The 18,396-nt window shown below is 44.1% G+C and carries 15 protein-coding genes; 10 read left to right on the forward strand and 5 right to left on the reverse strand.

All coding sequences use genetic code 11. From position 1 onward, the window contains the following. The first annotated feature begins 393 nt into the window (after positions 1–393). From trpS to HMPREF1528_RS00810, 4 genes are read left to right on the forward strand one after another with little or no spacing between them, the layout of a single operon-like run. Entirely contained in the window at positions 394–1,362 is a 969-nt protein-coding gene (gene trpS, locus HMPREF1528_RS00795) for a tryptophan--tRNA ligase (protein WP_009418979.1), read from the forward strand. 1 nt (position 1,363) lies between these two features. Next, positions 1,364–2,326: a Gfo/Idh/MocA family protein gene (locus HMPREF1528_RS00800; RefSeq protein ID WP_016478233.1), complete on the forward strand. Its 963-nt coding sequence runs from the start codon at positions 1,364–1,366 to the stop codon at positions 2,324–2,326. Then, on the forward strand, positions 2,323–3,735 hold the full coding sequence (locus tag HMPREF1528_RS00805; RefSeq protein ID WP_016478234.1) for an SPOR domain-containing protein: 1,413 nt from the start codon (positions 2,323–2,325) through the stop codon (positions 3,733–3,735). The genes HMPREF1528_RS00800 and HMPREF1528_RS00805 overlap by 4 nt, the downstream gene beginning before the upstream one ends. 3 nt (positions 3,736–3,738) lie before the next feature. Next, positions 3,739–4,371: a 7-carboxy-7-deazaguanine synthase QueE gene (locus HMPREF1528_RS00810; RefSeq protein WP_016478235.1), complete on the forward strand. Its 633-nt coding sequence runs from the start codon at positions 3,739–3,741 to the stop codon at positions 4,369–4,371. Positions 4,372–4,425: 54 nt separating this feature from the next. On the opposite strand, the gene HMPREF1528_RS00815 is transcribed toward HMPREF1528_RS00810, so the two are convergent. The 4 genes from HMPREF1528_RS00815 to dprA form a co-directional block, all read right to left on the reverse strand. Then, the gene (locus HMPREF1528_RS00815; protein WP_016478236.1) at positions 4,426–5,130 is read right to left on the reverse strand and encodes a class I SAM-dependent methyltransferase; all 705 of its coding nucleotides are present in this window, start codon (positions 5,128–5,130) and stop codon (positions 4,426–4,428) included. Further along, positions 5,130–6,098 (reverse strand): DUF438 domain-containing protein, encoded by a 969-nt coding sequence (locus HMPREF1528_RS00820; RefSeq protein WP_016478237.1) that lies wholly within the window; start codon positions 6,096–6,098, stop codon positions 5,130–5,132. Before HMPREF1528_RS00820 ends, HMPREF1528_RS00815 begins: the two co-directional genes overlap by 1 nt. 215 nt (positions 6,099–6,313) lie before the next feature. Further along, the gene (dinB, locus tag HMPREF1528_RS00825) at positions 6,314–7,402 is read right to left on the reverse strand and encodes a DNA polymerase IV (RefSeq protein ID WP_084667228.1); all 1,089 of its coding nucleotides are present in this window, start codon (positions 7,400–7,402) and stop codon (positions 6,314–6,316) included. 18 nt (positions 7,403–7,420) lie between these two features. Next, positions 7,421–8,515: a DNA-processing protein DprA gene (dprA, locus tag HMPREF1528_RS00830; protein WP_016478239.1), complete on the reverse strand. Its 1,095-nt coding sequence runs from the start codon at positions 8,513–8,515 to the stop codon at positions 7,421–7,423. Between the two features lie 360 nt (positions 8,516–8,875). Between dprA and HMPREF1528_RS00835 the strand changes: the two genes are divergently transcribed. The 4 genes from HMPREF1528_RS00835 to HMPREF1528_RS00850 all read left to right on the forward strand — a co-directional run bounded on the left by HMPREF1528_RS00835 (position 8,876) and on the right by HMPREF1528_RS00850 (position 15,345). Then, complete coding sequence (locus HMPREF1528_RS00835; RefSeq protein ID WP_084667229.1) at positions 8,876–9,619, forward strand: TIGR03915 family putative DNA repair protein; 744 nt, start codon at positions 8,876–8,878, stop codon at positions 9,617–9,619. 206 nt (positions 9,620–9,825) lie between these two features. Beyond that, positions 9,826–10,005 (forward strand): hypothetical protein, encoded by a 180-nt coding sequence (locus HMPREF1528_RS12820; RefSeq protein ID WP_034567734.1) that lies wholly within the window; start codon positions 9,826–9,828, stop codon positions 10,003–10,005. A gap of 474 nt (positions 10,006–10,479) precedes the next feature. Further along, the gene (locus HMPREF1528_RS00845) at positions 10,480–13,785 is read left to right on the forward strand and encodes a SusC/RagA family TonB-linked outer membrane protein (protein ID WP_016478241.1); all 3,306 of its coding nucleotides are present in this window, start codon (positions 10,480–10,482) and stop codon (positions 13,783–13,785) included. 171 nt (positions 13,786–13,956) lie between these two features. After that, a complete protein-coding gene (locus HMPREF1528_RS00850; protein WP_034567735.1) occupies positions 13,957–15,345 on the forward strand; it encodes a RagB/SusD family nutrient uptake outer membrane protein in 1,389 nt (462 codons plus the stop codon). On the opposite strand, the gene HMPREF1528_RS00855 is transcribed toward HMPREF1528_RS00850, so the two are convergent. Next, entirely contained in the window at positions 15,346–16,605 is a 1,260-nt protein-coding gene (locus HMPREF1528_RS00855) for a putative DNA modification/repair radical SAM protein (protein ID WP_016478243.1), read from the reverse strand. Between the two features lie 256 nt (positions 16,606–16,861). Between HMPREF1528_RS00855 and HMPREF1528_RS00860 the strand changes: the two genes are divergently transcribed. Next, positions 16,862–17,746: an NAD kinase gene (locus HMPREF1528_RS00860; protein ID WP_016478244.1), complete on the forward strand. Its 885-nt coding sequence runs from the start codon at positions 16,862–16,864 to the stop codon at positions 17,744–17,746. Between the two features lie 8 nt (positions 17,747–17,754). Further along, positions 17,755–18,378, forward strand: a complete 624-nt coding sequence (pgmB, locus tag HMPREF1528_RS00865; protein ID WP_016478245.1) for a beta-phosphoglucomutase — start codon at positions 17,755–17,757, stop codon at positions 18,376–18,378. The last annotated feature ends 18 nt before the right edge of the window (positions 18,379–18,396 follow it).

Here is an 18,396-nt window from a genome sequence, read left to right on the forward strand (position 1 = left end):
CCAAAGTTCATTCTCTCCTCTGGCGCTTCTCTTGTAGCCTTCACCTCATTTCCTAATTCTCTAATTTTCTCATTTCCTCTGCCCGTGTGGCTCACACTGCCTGTGCGGCTCGCACCTTTGCCAAAGTTGAATAAACTGACAATACCTTCGCTGTTTTACAAGGCGCAGCCTTGATTTTGTTTAAATTTTGTTTAATTTCTGAGGCACAGCCTCATTCCTCTAACACAACCTCGCACCCCATTTACCAATTCTCTCATTCCCTAATTCTCTCATTCCCTAATTTCCTCATTCTCTAATTTCCTCATTCTCTAATTTTCTCATTCTCTAATTTTCTCATTTCCTAATTATTTCATATCTTTGCACTTTCTTAACTTATTAACTTTTAATAAAACAATGGCTCGTGTATTAACAGGCATTCAAAGTACAGGTACTCCCCACTTAGGGAATATCCTCGGAGCAATCCTCCCCGCAGTGCAAATGGCATCAGACCCTTCTAACGAATCGTTTCTGTTCATCGCCGATATGCACTCCCTTACTCAAATAAAAGACGGTGCGCAACTCCGCGCCAACACTTATAGCGTTGCTGCCACTTGGCTGGCTTTCGGTTTAGATACTGATAAAGTAACCTTCTACCGCCAGAGCGATGTACCCCAAACCGCTGAACTCTCGTGGTACTTGGCTTGTTTTTTCCCTTACCAACGCCTCACCCTCGCCCATTCGTTTAAAGACAAAATGGACTACCTGCAAGACGTAAATGCAGGGCTCTTCACTTACCCTATGCTAATGGCAGCCGACATACTCTTGTATGATGCTGAGGTCGTACCTGTGGGCAAAGACCAGTTGCAACACCTCGAAATTACCCGCGATGTAGCTTCTCGTTTCAATCACCAAATGGGCGAAACTTTCGTATTGCCACAAGCTAAAATAGAGGAGAAAATAATGATTATACCAGGTACCGACGGCGAAAAGATGAGCAAGTCACGCAACAATTTCATCAATATTTTCTTGCCCGAAAAACAACTCCGCAAGCAAATAATGGCAATCCAAACCGATAGTACTCCTTTGGAAGCTCCCAAAGACCCCGATACTTGCAACGTGATGAGGCTCTACCGCCTGTTAGCTTCTCCTGAGCAAATACAAGCAATGGAAGAGGCTTACCGTGCAGGAGGTTATGGCTTCGGTCAAGCCAAACAAACCCTTTACGAACTGATATTAGAAAAATTTGCTACCCCACGCGAGCGCTACGTTTACTATATGGAGCATTTAAGCGAACTCGATGCTATATTAAAAGAAGGTGCTGCCAAAGCACACCGCGTAGCCGATGAAACTTTGCGCAGGGTACGCACCAAAATAGGATATTAAAATGACAAAATTAAAAGCTGGCGTCCTCGGTGCAGGACATTTAGGAAAGATACATTTGCGATTGCTCAACCAATCCGAAAAATACGAACTCGTAGGCTTCTACGACCCCGATGAAGCAAACGCTAAAAAAGTAAGCGAAGAGTTTGGCTACAAGCGTTTCGATAGTATAGAAGCGCTCATCGCCGAATGTGATATGGTAGACGTAGTAACCCCTACCCTCAACCATTTTATGTGTGCCGAAAAGATTATCAAAGCAGGCAAACACCTCTTTATCGAAAAACCTATCGCTACTACGGTAGAAGAGGCCGAAGCTATAATTGCTCTTGCCAAAGAACACCACGTGAAAGGACAAGTAGGACACGTAGAGCGCTTCAATCCGGCTTTTATTGCCGTACGCGACCAAATTCACAACCCTATGTTCATCGAGGCTCACCGCTTAGCTGAGTTCAACCCTCGTGGTACCGATGTGCCCGTAGTGCTCGACCTAATGATTCACGATATCGATGTAATCCTAAGCGTCGTAAAATCTAAGGTGAAACACATTTCGGCAAGTAGTGCAATGGTCATCAGTCATTCCCCCGATATTACTAATGCCCGCTTGGAGTTTGAGAACGGTTGTGTAGCCAATATCACTGCCAGCCGTATCTCTATGAAGAATATGCGCAAAAGCCGTTTCTTCCAGAAAGACGCTTATATATCCGTAGATTTTTTGGAGAAAAAAGTAGAGGTAGTGAAGATGAAAGACGCCCCAGAAGTACCTGGTGATTTCGATATGATACTCCAAAATGCAGAAGGAGAGCGCCGTCAAATCTATTTTGAATACCCTGAAATACATAATAACAACGCTATCTTAGACGAGCTCGAAAGCTTTGCCAATGCCATTGTAAACGATACGACCCCTATGGTCACTCTCGAACAAGGCACTGAAGCCCTCCGGATTGCCAAGAAAATAGTAAGTTTATGAAACATATCATCACATTGCTCGCTTGTGTGGGACTCGCTTTCTCCCTAAAAGCACAATCTACTACCGATTTTAACATTAGGTACGAAACCTTTATCAAAGGGGATATCAAAATTATAGGGAATAACATTCTTAACCGTAAAGAGAAACGCAATAGCCCTAACGACCCTTATAACGACCGTAGCTCGAAAGCTAAACTCAACGACGAGTTCGATATGCAATACATCGATATCGATGCTGACCCTAATACGTTTTCATCTAGTAGTGCCAATTTCTCTTACGAAGGAACAGGCGGAAAGGTAGCTTATGCAGGTTTGTATTGGTCGGCTACCTATCCATATGCTAAGGGCACCCTAAGAGGTAATAAAAATATCCCTGTTGATTCCAATAGAGAAGACGCCAGTAGTGTATTACTGAAAATACCCGAAACCAATACCTATACCCCTATCGCTGGTGAACTCATTTACGACGGACGCACTGACGATGAGCTAAAAAACTCAGCGCCTTATGTGTATTACGCCAATATCACCAATCTTTTAGCTCCGGCAACTAAAATAGAAGGCGATTATACCGTAGCCAATGTAAAAGCTGCTTTAGGGCAAATAGAAGGCGGTTCGGCAGCAGGCTGGGCGTTAGTAATAGTATACGAAAACCCCGATAGCAATGTAAAGAAAATCATTACTTACGATGGCTTTTCGGCTATTACCAATGAAGCTTCCAAAACCTTTACTTTTAGTGGATTTAAAACCCCTGAGGCAGGCGACTTTAAAACGCGTATTATGGGAGTAGCCCTCGAAGGCGACTTTAATATGGCAGGTGATAACGTAGCCGTTGGTGTACCTGCCAGTGGTAAAACCTCCTCTTTGGAAAGCAAATGGCGCCCTAATCAAAACTTTTTTAGCAGTGCTATTACAAATAACGATGAGATAGTAAAAACACGCACCCCTAACAGCGAAAACACCTTAGGCTTTGATATCTTCCGTATGGATATCAAAAACGACAATCAATACCTCATTCCTAACAACACCAATTCATTAGATTTGAGTTATACACGTAGTCGCGACCGTTATTATTTGTTCCTTACCGCTTTGGAGATAGAAAATAATCCCAAGGAGATTACCCATTTACACCGTTCAACGAGAATAAGCAAACTGAAAGTCACCGATACTCAGCAGGGTTATTATGTGATAGTGGGAGTCTTCTTAAACTTCAATAATGTAAACAAACGGGTAGAAGAAATGAAGAAATGGGGGTATGATGCCCAAGTGTATTACAATAAAGACCAAGTACTAAACTACATTTATATAGCCCGTTATAATACTTATGACGAAGCTATGAAAAAGGTAGAAGAAGTACGAGAAAACACCGAAATCCCCGACCCGTGGATATTAGATGTGGCTAATTACGAATAATAAATGCTAAACAAAGATACACAGATAGCCTTGCAGAAGGGGAAACTCCTCCCCCTGATGGAGGCTTTTTATACCTTACAAGGCGAAGGTTTCTACAAAGGAACAGCAGCTTATTTCATTCGCTTAGGCGGTTGTGATGTGGGTTGCCATTGGTGTGATGTAAAGGAAAGTTGGCAAGCCGAAGCTCACCCCTTAGTGCCCGTAGATACGATTGTAGCCGAAGCCTTAGCACACTCCAAAACTATCATTATTACAGGGGGTGAACCACTGATGTGGAACTTAACTTTACTTACCGAAAAGCTGAGAGCAGGAGGTGCACGTACTCATATAGAGACCTCAGGAGCACACCCGTTATCAGGCACTTGGGATTGGATATGCCTATCGCCTAAAAAAATAAAACGTCCCGTAGGAGACGTTCTTCAAAAAGCTAATGAGCTCAAAATGGTAATCTATAACAATCACGATTTTATTTTTGCCGAAGAAATGGCAACGCAAGTATCTCCTGAGTGCTTACTTTACCTCCAACCTGAGTGGAGCAAACGCGCTGAGGTAATGCCTAAAATTGTAAATTACGTAATGGTGCATCCTCAGTGGAAAGCCTCTTTACAAATGCATAAATACCTTGACATTAGGTAATTAGAAAATGTGATAATTAGAAAATGTGAAACTACTCAATCATTTGCTAATTTCCTAATTTACTAATTTTGCAAGGTAATCAAAGTGTTCTCCTTCGGCGATGAGTTCGCATTGTAAGCCTACTGAAATTGCTACGTTTTGTAAAGTGTTGTAATCTACATACATCCAGGGGAAAGGATTTTCTTTTTCTCCTTTATACTTCACCACGTAATCTACTTCTCCGTAATAATCGAAATAGAGCGGTACATCATAACTGCCATCAGGGTTTTCATCGAACATATAGATAATATCAGAAGAATCGGTGAGGATTTGTCCGTGTGGAGCTAAGAGTGTTTTCAGATGAGCATAAAAAACGCCCATTTGTTTCAATCGTCCGCACATACCTGCGCCATTCATCAGTAAGAGAATGGTGTCGTACTGTCCTGTTGTTTCCAATACATTCTGCACTTTGGCGTTGCGTAAACCTCTCAACAGGCACGCCTCAATAGCCTTAGGCGATAGGTCGATAGAATGTACTTCAAGCTTGCGTTCGTTCTGCAAATAGAGTCCGTGAGAGCCTGCTCCGCACCCCACTTCCAATACTTTACCTTTCGCCATTTGTAAGGCTTTTTGCTCTAACGCAGGCATCTGTTCAAAGGAGCGAAACAAATAAGGCAAGGGCAATACATCTTCTTCGGAAATGGTAGTTTCCGTTTTAATATCTTCGGTATATTGCCCTTGCTGATAATCTAAAATAGCTTGTCCGAATAAGTCTTTCATTAGTTATCCCACTCCAATAAACGGCGTTCACCTTCTATTTTCTGAATATCGGTAATATCTTGCGACATTTCAATCACGCCTTTGTAGTTCTTTTCTTTATCGCGCACTGCAAAATAACGCACATAGATAAGGCGACCGCGATAATTGAACCAGAAATTAGCTTCGTTTTGAGTACCTGCCTTGAAGTTCTCTACGATTTTAAGCACCGTGCCCACGCTCTTAGGCGGGTGACAGAACTTCACTTCGCGCCCTATAATACCGGCACTGCGAGGAAATACGCGTTCTTCGCCACGGTTGTAGAAAATCACGCGGTCGTGTTCATCTACAAAAGTGATATCAATAGGGAGGGTTTTGAGCAAGAGGTTTACCTGTTCAACAGTCATATACCCCTCGTCGTAATGAGCAGCATCATCGGCAAATTTAACATCGGTGCGACGTTCGGTATCCATTGAAGGGTGTACGTACACAGGCTCATTGGGGTTGTTGTTAGGGTAAGGTGCAGGTGCTTCTTTCAGCATCCAACCTATTTCCTCCTCGCCTTTGCGCATTTCAATCCAATCTTCTTCGGTGAGTAATTGCAAGGCGTTTGGGAACAGGATATTTGCTTCTACATTTAGCAAACGACCCAAGTTATCTTCGATATAGCGCACATTGGTTTGCGCCGCATCAAGGTCTTTTTCTTCTAAGTTTTTGCGTACCAAACGGAAGATATCGCGAATGGTGTCGTGGAAAGACCACATATTCTGTGAAGGATTCGTCCAACCGCGTTTTTCCAAGAAAGGGAAGAGCTGGTTTTCTTTGCGAGCAAAGTGTTTTTCTACCGTTGCCAAATGATTAAACACGTTGTAGAATTTCTGATAGTCGGTATGAGGGTCTATGCTGAGCAACTCGTCCATAAGCGAGTAAATAAGCTCAGCTTCAAGCATATAAGTATGCACTGGGTGTCCTGCGGGTAAAGTTTGTTCCATAAATGATTTTATTTTAGGACGCAAAGGTATGAAATAATTAGGAAATTAGAAAATTAGAGAATTAGGTGCGAGCCGTACAAGCAGTCGTAGCAGGACGAGCGGGAAATTAACAAGTGAGAGAATTAGCAAATGAGTAGTGAAAAAATGTTTTTTTGATAAGTCAGACTTATTGAGCAAATCGGACAGGTTAGAGGTATAACGATAACTCTTTCTTATCAATCTGGGAATTCTAGTTTTAGTTGTATGTACATCGGCTTCTTTACTTCTTCTTTTTCGGGTTCGTTGTTGAGATGAGAAAGCGAGATACCTAAGAGTCGTACTGATTCGGCAGGGCGTTCTTGATAGAGCAGTTCTTTGATGTGCAAGAGTATGTCGTCTTTACTACTTATGAAATCTTTAAGGGTTTTACTGCGCGTTTGCACCGTAAAGTTACTGTATTTGATTTTCAGGGTAACGGTTTTGCCGGCTACTTGCTGTTTGTAGAGACGACGGGCTACGTCTTCGGCTATATGTTCGAGTTCGCGTAGCATATACACCTCGCTGGTAAGGTTCTCGGCAAAAGTTTCTTCTGCACCTACTGATTTGCGTATTCTGAAAGGTTGTACCTCACTGCGGTGAATGCCTCGTGAGAGTTCGTAGTAATAATGACCACTATTGCCAAAATTCCGCTCTAAGAACTCCAATGATTTCTCGCGCAAGTCCTTTCCTTTAAATATCCCCAGCTGGTACATCTTCTCGGCTGTTACTTTGCCAATACCGTAGAACTTGCGCACATCGAGTCTGTCTAAAAAATCTTGCACTTCGGCTTCGGTGATGGTGGTTTGTCCGTTGGGCTTACGGTAGTCGCTGGCGATTTTAGCGATAAACTTATTTACTGAAATGCCTGCCGAAGCCGTGAGTCCGGTTTGTTGGAAGATGCGTTGGCGAATCTCTTGGGCGATAAGGGTAGCCGAAGGGTTGCCCTTTTTGTTTACGGTCACGTCTAAGTAAGCTTCATCAAGGGAAAGAGGTTCGACCAAATCAGTATATTCGTGAAAAATAGCACGTATTTGCATCGATATTTGCTTGTAGCGCTCGAATCGAGGTTTTACAAAAATGAGATGTGGGCACAGTTTGCGCGCTTGCGCCCCGCTAATAGCACTGCGCACCCCAAACTTGCGCGCCTCGTAGCTGGCAGTAGCTACCACACCGCGTGGTTCCCCTCCGCCTACTGCAATTGCTTTCCCACGCAGTTCGGGGTAGTCGAGCTGTTCTACCGAAGCATAGAAGGCGTCCATATCGATATGTATGATTTTTCTGTTCAAGGGATTAGGATTCAGTAATTAGATTGCTTCAAACCTCTTGCCTGGAAGAGGTTTTATCACTCCTTTGATTTCCATTTGAAAGAGGAGATTGGAGAGTTGGTAGATGGGCATTTGGCACCCCAAGGCGAGCTCGTCTAAACTTTGTTTGCCATTGGCTTTGAGAAATGCGCTAATAGTTTCTTCCTCAGGAGAAAGAGTTACAAAAAGTTCTTGCTGTACGGCTTTTGGGGCTGGGGTATCCCAACCTAATTGGTAAATGAGGTCTTTGGCTGAAGTGAGTAGGCTTGCTTTACCGTTGCGTATCAGTTCATTGCACCCCATACTATACAGGTCGGTGGTGCGCCCTGGCACGGCAAATACTTCGCGATTGTAGGAAAAAGCTATGTCGGCAGTGACTAAGCTACCGCCTTTTAGTCCCGACTCAACAACTACGGTCGCCTGTGAAAGCCCTGCGATAATGCGATTACGACTGAGGAAATTCTTTCTATCGAACGGACTTTGGCTACTGAAATCGGTGATGAACCCGCCGTTTTCTTCCATTGCCTCACAATACTTACTATGAGCAGCGGGGTAGATAGTATTGAGTCCGTGGGCAAGACAAGCCACCGTTTGTAGGCGGTGTTTCATCGCTGCCTTATGGGCGGTAATATCTACTCCGTAGGCATACCCACTGACGATTACCACATCTAACGAGGCGAGTTCTTCGATGAGTTTTTCGCAAAAAGCTGTGCCATAGCTGGTAATATTGCGAGTGCCTACAATGCTGAGCAGTCGTTTATTTTGCAAGTGGATATTTCCTTTTTGGTAAAACAGTATTGGGCTGTCTACACATTGTTTGAGTGAGGAGGGATACTGTTCATCGGTATAGGTTATAATACTGATGTTTTGCTTTTGAGTGAATTGCAATTCGGTTTCTGCTTCGTGCAAACACCGAGCACTGAGTATGTTTTGAGTAATCTTAGAGCCAATACCTGTTACCTTCTCTAAGGCACTTTTGGGTTGAGCGAATACGTTTTGAGCACTTCCAAAGTGGGAAATGAGTTTCTTGGCAGTTATATCGCCTATGAGAGGGATTTTCTTTAAGGCAATAAGATACAACAAATCGTCTTTCATAATAAAGTATTAATGCGTAGTGCAAAGGTATAAATATTTTTTGAAATGGATATAATGGGAGAAAGGCCACAGGCCATAGGCCTTAGGCACTAGGGGTGATAGGGATTAGAAAATTTGGAAATGAGGAAATGAGGGAGTGTGAGGCCTTAGGGCATAGGCAATAGGCCTTAGGGATAACATCCCCCTCTCACATACTCCGCTCTCGCGGACTTCCCTTCAAAGGGGGAATGTAGCGACGGAAAGGCGTTAGGCTTTAGGAGGAATGTGGGGACGGTGATTGTACACGAATGTTTTTGTAATATTCTCTCTTTAAAATAAAAAAAGAAGTATATTTGCGGGCTTTTGCGTATTTAACTGTATTTGGCTTTGAAACATTTGGTATACGACAGTACTTTTGAGGGGTTCCTCACAGCAGTATTTGCTGTTTTTGAGTATCGTTACAACGAGGTGACTATTGTAGCGAGACATCGGTTTGCGCCTTTGCTTTTTGGCGAGGAGGAAACGGTGTATACCGATGCTAATAAAGCGCAACGGGTGCTTACCAAAATAGAACTGTGCTGGGGTAAAGAAGGGGTGGCGATTGTGCTAAGAGCTTTCTTATCGGAAGAAACACATATGGAAGACTACTTATTGGAGGCTATTAGACTGATGGTGAAATACCCTGAGGGGAAAGTGTTGGAGAACTTTGCCCATAGGGCTATTGCTTCTATACGCAAAGCGGCTAAGAGTGTGGGACGTGAAGTGCACCGAATGAAAGAGTTTGTGCGCTTTGAAAAGGTAGACGAACTTTACTTTGCCAAAATAGTACCTGAGTATGACGTGTTGCCACTGGTTGTTCCTCATTTCAAAACGCGTTTTTCTGACCAACAGTGGGTACTTTACGACCCTGAACGGGGTTATGGTTTTATTTACAATCTGCACGAGGTGTTGCCTTTTACTCCTGCGGATAAGCATTTTGGAGTGCTTACTCCGGCTACTGCTGATGCTTATAAAACGCTTTGGAAGACTTATTTTCAGCATATTAACATAGCCGAGCGCAAGAATGCGAAATACCAACTGAGGAATATGCCGAAGCGCTATTGGCAGTATTTACCGGAAGTGTAATTTAGTTTCTTTCAAAATAATTTGTGTAGTTCGACTCTATTTACTACTTTTGCCACCGTTAAAAAACTGTTTAGGCCTTAGAACTTAGGCCGTAGGCCATAGGCACTAGACATTAGGAGGGAAGCGACATTGTTGTATAAACATCCCCCTAGCCCCCTTCAAAGGGGGAATGTAGTGACGGAAAAGAGGATTAGAAAATGGGGTAAATGCCAATAATACCACTAATCAACTTTGGCAAAGGTGCGAGCCGCACAGGCAGTGTGAGCCACACGGGCAAAAATTTTGGCAAAGTGTATACCCCTAAAAGTGACACATCTGAGGGAGCGAAAGGAAACGAAGATTTTCAAAAAGAGACTAAGAGGTTTTTTGATGAAAAAAGGGTGTAAGAAGGGTGTGGGTAGCTTATAGAGAGCTTATAAGAAGCTTATACGAATCTTGGACGATTGGTATAGAAAGGGTATATAAATAGTTGATTTATACTATAATACAACAGCACTAAAAATGTTAAAAACGGGGTTTCGAGGCGAAAGAAAAGGGAATCCTCACCCCGTCCCTCTCCCAAGGAGAGGGGGAATGTGGTGACGGGAAATTAAAAGAAACCTCCCCCTAGCCCCCTCCAAAGGGGGAATTAGGGACGGGAATGTCGAAGGAAATATGATGAAAATATCTCCCTTCTCACATATCCAGCTGTCGCTGGCTATCTTCAAAGGGGGAATGTAGCGACGAAAAAGTGGGAGTGTGGTGGTGGAAAAGCGATTGAAAGATAGTTTTTTGACCTGTCGGACTTATGAGAGGAGTGGGACGAGAGCGATGACTTTATTAATGTATATAAGAGGTATTGTTTACCAATAAGACTGTTTATGAAAAAATATGTAATAGCGTGGGGGTTCTTCCTCTGCTGTTTTGTGGGCGCTTTCGCCCAAATGATTAGTGTATCGGGCAAAGTAACCGATGTGACAAACCACCCTTTGGAAGGAGCAGCAGTAGTGGTTAAAAATGACAACATACTGCTATCTATGGGAACCCTTACCGATATCAAAGGGGAATTTCGAATTTCTGCAAAAGCAGGAGAAGTGATAAGGATTTCGTACTTAGGTATGAAATCTCGTGAATTTACCGTTTCGGCTGAACAACCTTTCTTAAAAGTGCATTTGGAACCGGAGATTATCACTTTAAGTTCTACCGATGTAGTAGCTACGGGCTACCAAAATCTTCACAAAGAGCAAACTACTTCGGCTTATACCAAAATAAGGACAGACCAGCTCAACCGTCAGCTTAATAGAACCGTACAAGAAGCTATTGAGGGACAAATAGCAGGTGTGCGCTTTACAAAAGACCCTTTTACAGGGAAAGAGGTGCCTATACTGCGCGGGGTAGGTACTTTTTCGGGCAATGTGGGCTATTCGCCTTTGGTGGTGATTGACGATATCCCTACCGATACGCCATTAGAAGATATCAACCCCAAAGATATCGAGTCGGTAACGGTACTGAAAGACGCTGCTGCGACGGCTATCTACGGGGTGCGCGCTGCCAATGGGGTGATTGTGATTGTTACCAAAAAGGGCTTGCAGAATGGTTTGCGTATAAACGTGCATACGGACCTGTTCTATACTTTCAAACCCAATATGAGCCGTATGCGCTACGCTTCGACGTCCGACCTTATTGACCTCGAAACGGCTTTCTACCAAAGCAAATTGGCTGATAGCAATGGCAATGTAGATGACCTTTTTGCTTCCTACGGAGAAATTGGGGGCAGGCAAACAGTAAGGTATTACTCGCCTCTCTTCCAGCTATACCGCGACCAAGCCAAAGGAAAACTCAGCCAGCAAGAGGTGAATAGTACGCTTAACGAGTGGCGCAACCGCGATTACCTTCGCGACTTCAAGCGTTATGTGTGGCAACCTATCATCAGCAAACGCTACAATATAAGCGTAGAAAGTGGTAATAACCGGAGTCAGAATTACGCTTCGCTACAATATGAAGACACCGATGAGCGCATCGTTACCGAAAAGACGCGCGCTCTCAACCTTTATTTAAAAAACACTTACCAGCTCACGCCTTGGCTAAAAAGCACCATAGGGGTGAATGGCAGATATACCGCTGTTGATGCCGTAGCTGAACAAGTGCGGAACTTGTATACCGATTACTTAAAGCAACCGCGTTACACTCGGCTATTGGGAACGAATCCGTATGCGGGTTTTAATTTAGTAGCCCCCATAAACGGACATATTTTAGAACAAATTGCGGGCAACGATGCTTTCCGCTCGTATAGCTTCAATTTATTGGAATCGATAGCGCAAGAACATCAAAAACAGTACAACCTCAGTTTGCGTCCGTTTGCAAATCTGCAAGTATCTATCCTCAAAGGTTTGCAATACCAAAGCTATTTTCAATATGAATTAAACACTCACAACAGTGAAACTTTCTTTGGCAAAGACACTTATTATATGCGTTTGCGCCACAACCAATTGGTAAAACAAGATGCTACTACTCAAAAATTCTCTTCTGAACTACCCGAAGGCGGTTATTACGAACAGGAGAAAGGGCAGACACAGCATTATACCTTCCGTCAGCAATTGGATTTCAATCGCACTTTTGCGGAGGCACACAATGTGACAGCGCTATTGGGCTTCGAGATGCGTCAGCACTACACCCCGCGCAATACTAAGGAAATGCAATATGGTTACGACGAGCAAACGCTCTCCTTCCCTACCCTGAACTGGAAAGACCTCTACAATCCTGGTGTTACTACCTATCTCTACGGCAGGCAGTCGCTATCGCTGAGCCGTAATCAGCAAAGCGAAACCAAACACCGCTTTATCTCTTTTTATAGCACGTTGGGCTATTCATACCATCAGAAATACAACCTCACAGGGAGTGTGCGCGTAGACCAAGCTGATATGTTTGGGGCAGACCCCAAGTACAAATATCGTCCGCTATGGTCAGTAGGCGGTAGCTGGAATTTGCATCGCGAAGATTTCTTCTATGGTAATGTGGTAAACTTGCTAAAACTGCGCCTTACCTATGGTGTCAGCGGTAATGTAGACCAAACTACTACGCCTTTCTTACGCGGACGTTTGCTTACCGATGTGCGAGGCGCTTACCCTAGCCAACAGTATTTACAGTTCAACGATACCGATTTGCCTAACCCTAAATTACGTTGGGAAAAGACTGAAACCACCAATTTAGGTATTGACTTCGGTATGTGGTATTGGCTCTCAGGAAGTATCGACCTTTATCGTCGTTACAGTTCCGACCTGTTGGTACTGACTGAACTCGACCCTACCGTAGGTGCTCAAAGACGACTCATCAATAACGGAGCTTTACTGAACAAAGGAATAGAAGTGAGTTTGAATGCTACACGTGAGTTAGCCAAAGATTTGCAACTTACTGTAAGAACTACTTTTGCCTACAACAAAAATACCATTGAGAAAGTGAGTAGCAAGCCTTCTAATGCTGTGGAATACGCTCGTAACCCCTTGCGTTATTACAAACAAGGAGACGACTTTAACTCGCTTTATGCCTATCGATACAAGGAAACCACCAATGGCTACCCTATTTATTTAGACGAAAACGGCAACCCTAATACCACTTTCGACGCCAATGGTGTGCCCACTATTAAAGATATCAAAAGCGAAGATGCCCTCGTAAGATTAGGAACGATGAACCCGACCTTTAACGGAGCTCTTAGCTTGCAACTGCGCTATAAGGCTTTTGAGCTCGGTACGATGTTTGTATATGCGGGTGGACATAAACTTCGCAAAGACACTTATTCCATCAATCAAGAAAGCGAAACCCATCGCGATATTACCCAACGTTGGACAGCTGCGAACCCCACCGATATGCCCCGTATGTCGTTCGACTATCCAGCCACTTTGAGACGCACTGCTAATACAGTGAATACTCTTTGGCAACTCGGCGACAATCAGGTGGTAAACGCCGATTATATCAAATGGCGCAATGTGTTATTTTCGTGTTATATTCCTAAAGACATTTGCGAGAAATTGCGCTTACAAGAGGCTAAAATCACCGCTCAGCTCAACAACCTACTCACTTGGTGTGCTGCTGGCGACGATATAGACCCCGAAACCTATCACCTCAACTCTGGAAGACGCGCTCTGCCCGTAGCAACAGCTGCGTTTTTCGGTATATCATTTAGTTTTTAGCCATAAATCACAAACTTTGTAAAAGTTCTTAGATTTTGACAAAGTGAAAGTAATATAAAAGCCTAACCCCCGTTCCCCCTTTCCGAAAGAAAGGGGGCAATCCATAAAAGTAACAATATATTGTTAATCAATTACTATTATTTTACAATGAAAAGAATTGCAACCATCATAATGAAAAGAATTGCAACCATCATATTCATAGCCCTGTTTCTCAGCGCTTGTGACAAATACACCGACCTCACTCCCAAAGGTGAAAAGATTATCAACACCGCCGAGGAATACTACGATTTGGTAGTACTCCCCACTAAAAACTACCCTCCTTTTAACTTCCGCACTCTGGTAGACGACAATTGGGTGAAGGAGAGTAGTATCATCGGTAAGACACCCGACCTGAACAGCATCAACTTCTATTACGAAGAAAGTGCCCCACGTGCCGATTATATCGAGTCGTCTCCCTTTTATAACAATGTATACAGCTATATAGGTAGGTGGAATATGATTATCACTACCGTTGATAATGCCAAAGGCGATGCCTCACTAAAAGCACGTGCCAAAGCCGAAGCCCGCTTGCTAAGAGCTTTTGATTATTTTATGCTGGTAAACGTTTACGCCAAAGGCTACGACCCTACCACAGCAGCTACCGATGGTGCCGTGTGCCTAATGCGTGAATTCGACTTAGAAGCTCACCCTACCAAAGCTACCGTAAAAGAAGTGTATGATTTTATTCAAGAAGATATCGAGGCGGCATTGCCCCTTTTGCAAGAACACCCTGTGAATGTATATCACCCCTCATTAGCTTTTGGCTATGCCTTGAAAGCCAGAGTGCACCTATTCAGAAGAGAATATCAGCAGGCATTAGTGGCAGCCCAAAAGAGTCTGTCGTACAACAACCAACTGATAGATATGGTGGCTTATGAGGCAAGTCCTACCCCTATCACAGTAGATAAAAACCCCGAAGTGCTCAACTTAGCCTATATGAACGGACATACCGAGATGAATATTTGGTACATCTACCCCGTGAGTCCTGAGTTTTGCAACCTTTTTGATGCCGAAAACGATATGCGCTTCAAGCTCTTCTTCAATAAGAACCACCGTTATAACGATAAAGGTTCGGGTACTGCCAACTGGGATATGCTCGCCACTAAGTTCTTCTACCCTACCGTAGGAATGAAAACAGGTGAGATGTACCTTACTTTAGCCGAGTGCAAAGCGCGCTTGGGCAACCTCAGTGGGGCGATGCAAACCGTAAATATCCTCCGTAGCAAACGCATAAAAGGCAATGGTGCGACCCTTGCTACCCCTGCTACTACTGAGGAGACCGTAAAACTCATCATCGATGAGCGCCGTAGAGAGCTCGCTATGGGCTTTAATCGCTTTTTCGATTTAAAACGATTGAACACCGAGAGTGCTTATGCCAAAACCTTGCAACGCACCTTCCCTCTGGTGAATACCACCGTACCGCAACACACCTATACCCTGCCTCCCAATTCGCCTATGTACATCGTTCCTTTTCCTAAGGATGTAATGGAGAAGAACCCATCGCTTACACAGAATTATTAATCAAAACAACGACAACTGCCCACCGAAAAGCTCCTTATGCTTGTTGTGGCTATTAGCGATAAGCAAATGGCGAAGTTTGGCGGGCTCCATACTGCCTGCCAACGGCGTAGCCCCGCTACAAGTGATGAAGTATTTTGCTCTGTTTAAGGTTACCCCTATCTGTTTGAGCGAGTAATACGTGAGCTTCTGAAAAGTACGCGCCGCAAGTATCTTCTGTACCGACTGTACTCCCACCCCTGGAACGCGCAAGAGCATTTCACGCGGAGCCGTGTTCACATCTACGGGGAAAAGATGAGGGTGACGCAATGCCCACGCTAATTTAGGGTCTATCTCCAAATCGAGGAACGGTTGCCGAGCATCTAAAATCTCATCAGGAGCAAAGCCGTAGTAACGCATCAGCCAATCGGCTTGGTATAGGCGGTTTTCTCTCACTATGGGCACTTGGCTGTGGATAGACGGTAACCTACTGTCCTGCAATACCGGCACATAACCCGAATAATACACTCGCTTCATTTCAAGCTTGTCATACATATAGCTGGCAACCTTTATAATCTTATGGTCGGTTTCGTCAGTCGCGCCTATAATCATTTGGGTGGTCTGTCCGGCAGGCGCAAACTTAGGCGTATGCTTAAACTTCTTCTTTTCAATCGAATGCATTGCCAACTCGTTCTTCACCTGTTGCATCGGGGTAAGCATCTGCAGGTGGTCTTTCTCTGGTGCAAGCAGTTTCAACCCCTCTTTGGTAGGTATTTCAAGATTAACGGACAGACGGTCGGCATAAAGTCCCGCTTCGTGAATCAGTTCTTCGCTTGCCCCAGGTATTGTTTTCAGGTGAATATAACCGTTAAAGCGCTCTTCTGTCCGCAACTTCTTAGCCACACGCACCAATCGTTCCATCGTAGTATTAGGGTTTTTGAACACTCCCGAACTCAAAAACAGCCCCTCGATGTAATTCCGTCGGTAGAAATTAATAGTAAGGTCTACCACTTCCTGCACACTAAAAGCAGCGCGCTGTATATCGTTACTGCGTCGCGACACACAATAAATACAATCGTAGATACAGTGGTTCGTAAGTAAGATTTTGAGCAAAGAAATACACCTGCCATCCTCAGTAAACGAGTGGCAGATACCGAAGTTCGCAGCGTTGCCCAATTCACCTTTCACCGCCTTACGAGCACTCCCACTACTCGAGCAAGACACGTCGTATTTGGCAGCATCCGCAAGGATAGCCAGCTTTTCTTTGATACGTTCAAAATCCATTTAATTTATTTTAGCATAACGAATCACGAGTGCAAATGTACTGCTTTTTTCTGAGATAAACAAGAAAAAATAATAAGCAAAAGAACTCGCCAATTTCACAAAGTGAAGCCTTGATTTTTATTCAACTTCTATAACGTAAACCATACTTCTTTAAAGGTTTAATTCCCCTTGCCCAACCCAAAATAAAACCTCTTAAATACCCTCCTTTTCTTCAAAAGTTGTATCTTTGCCAAAAATTCTTAGTTTTCTGCTTAAAATGAAGATTGCTATTTACATACGTCAGTACTCCGAGGAAAACGAAGCCATTCTCAATGAGCTTTTTACCCTTCTATTGCCCTCCGATAAGGTGTTTATAGAACGCGAAATCCTCAGCGACCTCAACGATCGCTCCGAGCAATTCCTCAAAGCAAAATCTTTTGCTTCCTTCGAAGACCTCAACTCCTCTTACGATGTAATGCTCACTATTGGTGGCGACGGCACATTGCTCAAAGGGGTTACTTATGTACGAAACCTGCAAATCCCCATTCTCGGTATCAATGCAGGACGCTTGGGCTTCTTGGCAAATGCACATAAAGACGACCTGAAAAACGTACTAACACAACTCCGCGAACGAAATTACAAAGTAGTAGAACGCTCCGTTATCGAAGCCGTTTACGCCGATACAGGCGAACCCGTAGCCCCTGTGAACTTCGCTCTGAACGAAATAACCTTTACTCGTAAGGATACCGCCTCTATGATTACTATCGATACTGAACTCAACGGCGATTTCCTCTCCTCCTATTGGGCTGACGGGCTCATCATCTCCACCCCCACAGGCTCCACAGGCTACTCTCTTAGCTGTGGCGGACCTGTAATACTCCCTACCGCCAAAAACTTTGTGATTACCCCTATCGCCCCTCACAACCTCAACGCGCGCCCGCTGGTAATCCCCGAAGATACCGAAGTAAAACTCACTGTATCAGGCAGAGAAAAGAAGTTTTTAATGTCGCTCGACTCACATATCAAGCCCGTTGCTAACAAACACTCCATTATAGTCCGTAAAGCTCCCTTTGTCGTGAAAATGATACGCCTCGACGGAGACAGCTTTATAAACACCCTGCGCTATAAACTACTCTGGGGTGAAGACCGACGTAACAAGTAACTAAAAAAATGAAAGGATATATTTTCGACTTAGATGGTGTGCTCGTCGACACCGCAAAATACCACTATATCGCGTGGAAAACCATCGCCAAAGAATTCAATTTTGAGCTCACTCCTCAGCATAACGAACAGCTGAAAGGCATCGGGCGCGAAGTCTCCTTGCACCAAATCCTCCAATGGGCAGGCAAAACACTCTCCGAAACCGACTTTACCGATACCGCCTTGCGCAAAAACAAATTGTACTTAGAGCAAATCAGTAGTATCGATAGCTCCGAGTTACTCCCTGGTGTGTTAAACTTCTTACAGCTCCTCAAAGCCCATCACAAAAAGATAGCCTTGGGCTCCGCAAGCCGTAATGCCCGTTTAGTGTTGGAGCGCACCGGCATTCTCCCCCTATTCGATGCTATTGTCGATGGCACAATGGTAAGCAAAGCCAAACCCAACCCCGAAGTATTCCTCAAAGCCGCCGAAGGTTTAGGGCTTCCTCCTGCTGATTGTTGCGTATTCGAAGACGCTCCCGCAGGCGTACAAGCCGCCAAGAGTGCCGGAATGAAAGTAATAGGAGTCGGCAATCCCGAAGTCCTTAAAGCCGCCGATACCGTAATTCCCAACTTTTTAAATATGAAGATATAAGCACCCAATGTAGCTAAT

The organism is Capnocytophaga sp. oral taxon 336 str. F0502, assembly GCF_000411575.1.
In the GTDB taxonomy this organism is placed as follows: Bacteria; Bacteroidota; Bacteroidia; order Flavobacteriales; family Flavobacteriaceae; genus Capnocytophaga; species Capnocytophaga ochracea.

Excerpts from the sequence above, each read along its gene's own strand:
- HMPREF1528_RS00810 (WP_016478235.1), top strand. The coding sequence starts at position 3,739 with ATGCTAAACAAAGATACACAGATAGCCTTGCAGAAGGGGAAACTCCTC.
- HMPREF1528_RS00850 (WP_034567735.1), top strand. The coding sequence starts at position 13,957 with ATGAAAAGAATTGCAACCATCATATTCATAGCCCTGTTTCTCAGCGCT.
- HMPREF1528_RS00820 (WP_016478237.1), bottom strand. The coding sequence starts at position 6,098 with ATGGAACAAACTTTACCCGCAGGACACCCAGTGCATACTTATATGCTT.
- HMPREF1528_RS00860 (WP_016478244.1), top strand. The coding sequence starts at position 16,862 with ATGAAGATTGCTATTTACATACGTCAGTACTCCGAGGAAAACGAAGCC.
- HMPREF1528_RS00800 (WP_016478233.1), top strand. The coding sequence starts at position 1,364 with ATGACAAAATTAAAAGCTGGCGTCCTCGGTGCAGGACATTTAGGAAAG.
- dprA (WP_016478239.1), bottom strand. The coding sequence starts at position 8,515 with ATGAAAGACGATTTGTTGTATCTTATTGCCTTAAAGAAAATCCCTCTC.
- HMPREF1528_RS00815 (WP_016478236.1), bottom strand. The coding sequence starts at position 5,130 with ATGAAAGACTTATTCGGACAAGCTATTTTAGATTATCAGCAAGGGCAA.
- HMPREF1528_RS00845 (WP_016478241.1), top strand. The coding sequence starts at position 10,480 with ATGAAAAAATATGTAATAGCGTGGGGGTTCTTCCTCTGCTGTTTTGTG.
- HMPREF1528_RS00805 (WP_016478234.1), top strand. The coding sequence starts at position 2,323 with ATGAAACATATCATCACATTGCTCGCTTGTGTGGGACTCGCTTTCTCC.
- HMPREF1528_RS12820 (WP_034567734.1), top strand. The coding sequence starts at position 9,826 with ATGCCAATAATACCACTAATCAACTTTGGCAAAGGTGCGAGCCGCACA.
- trpS (WP_009418979.1), top strand. The coding sequence starts at position 394 with ATGGCTCGTGTATTAACAGGCATTCAAAGTACAGGTACTCCCCACTTA.
- pgmB (WP_016478245.1), top strand. The coding sequence starts at position 17,755 with ATGAAAGGATATATTTTCGACTTAGATGGTGTGCTCGTCGACACCGCA.
- HMPREF1528_RS00855 (WP_016478243.1), bottom strand. The coding sequence starts at position 16,605 with ATGGATTTTGAACGTATCAAAGAAAAGCTGGCTATCCTTGCGGATGCT.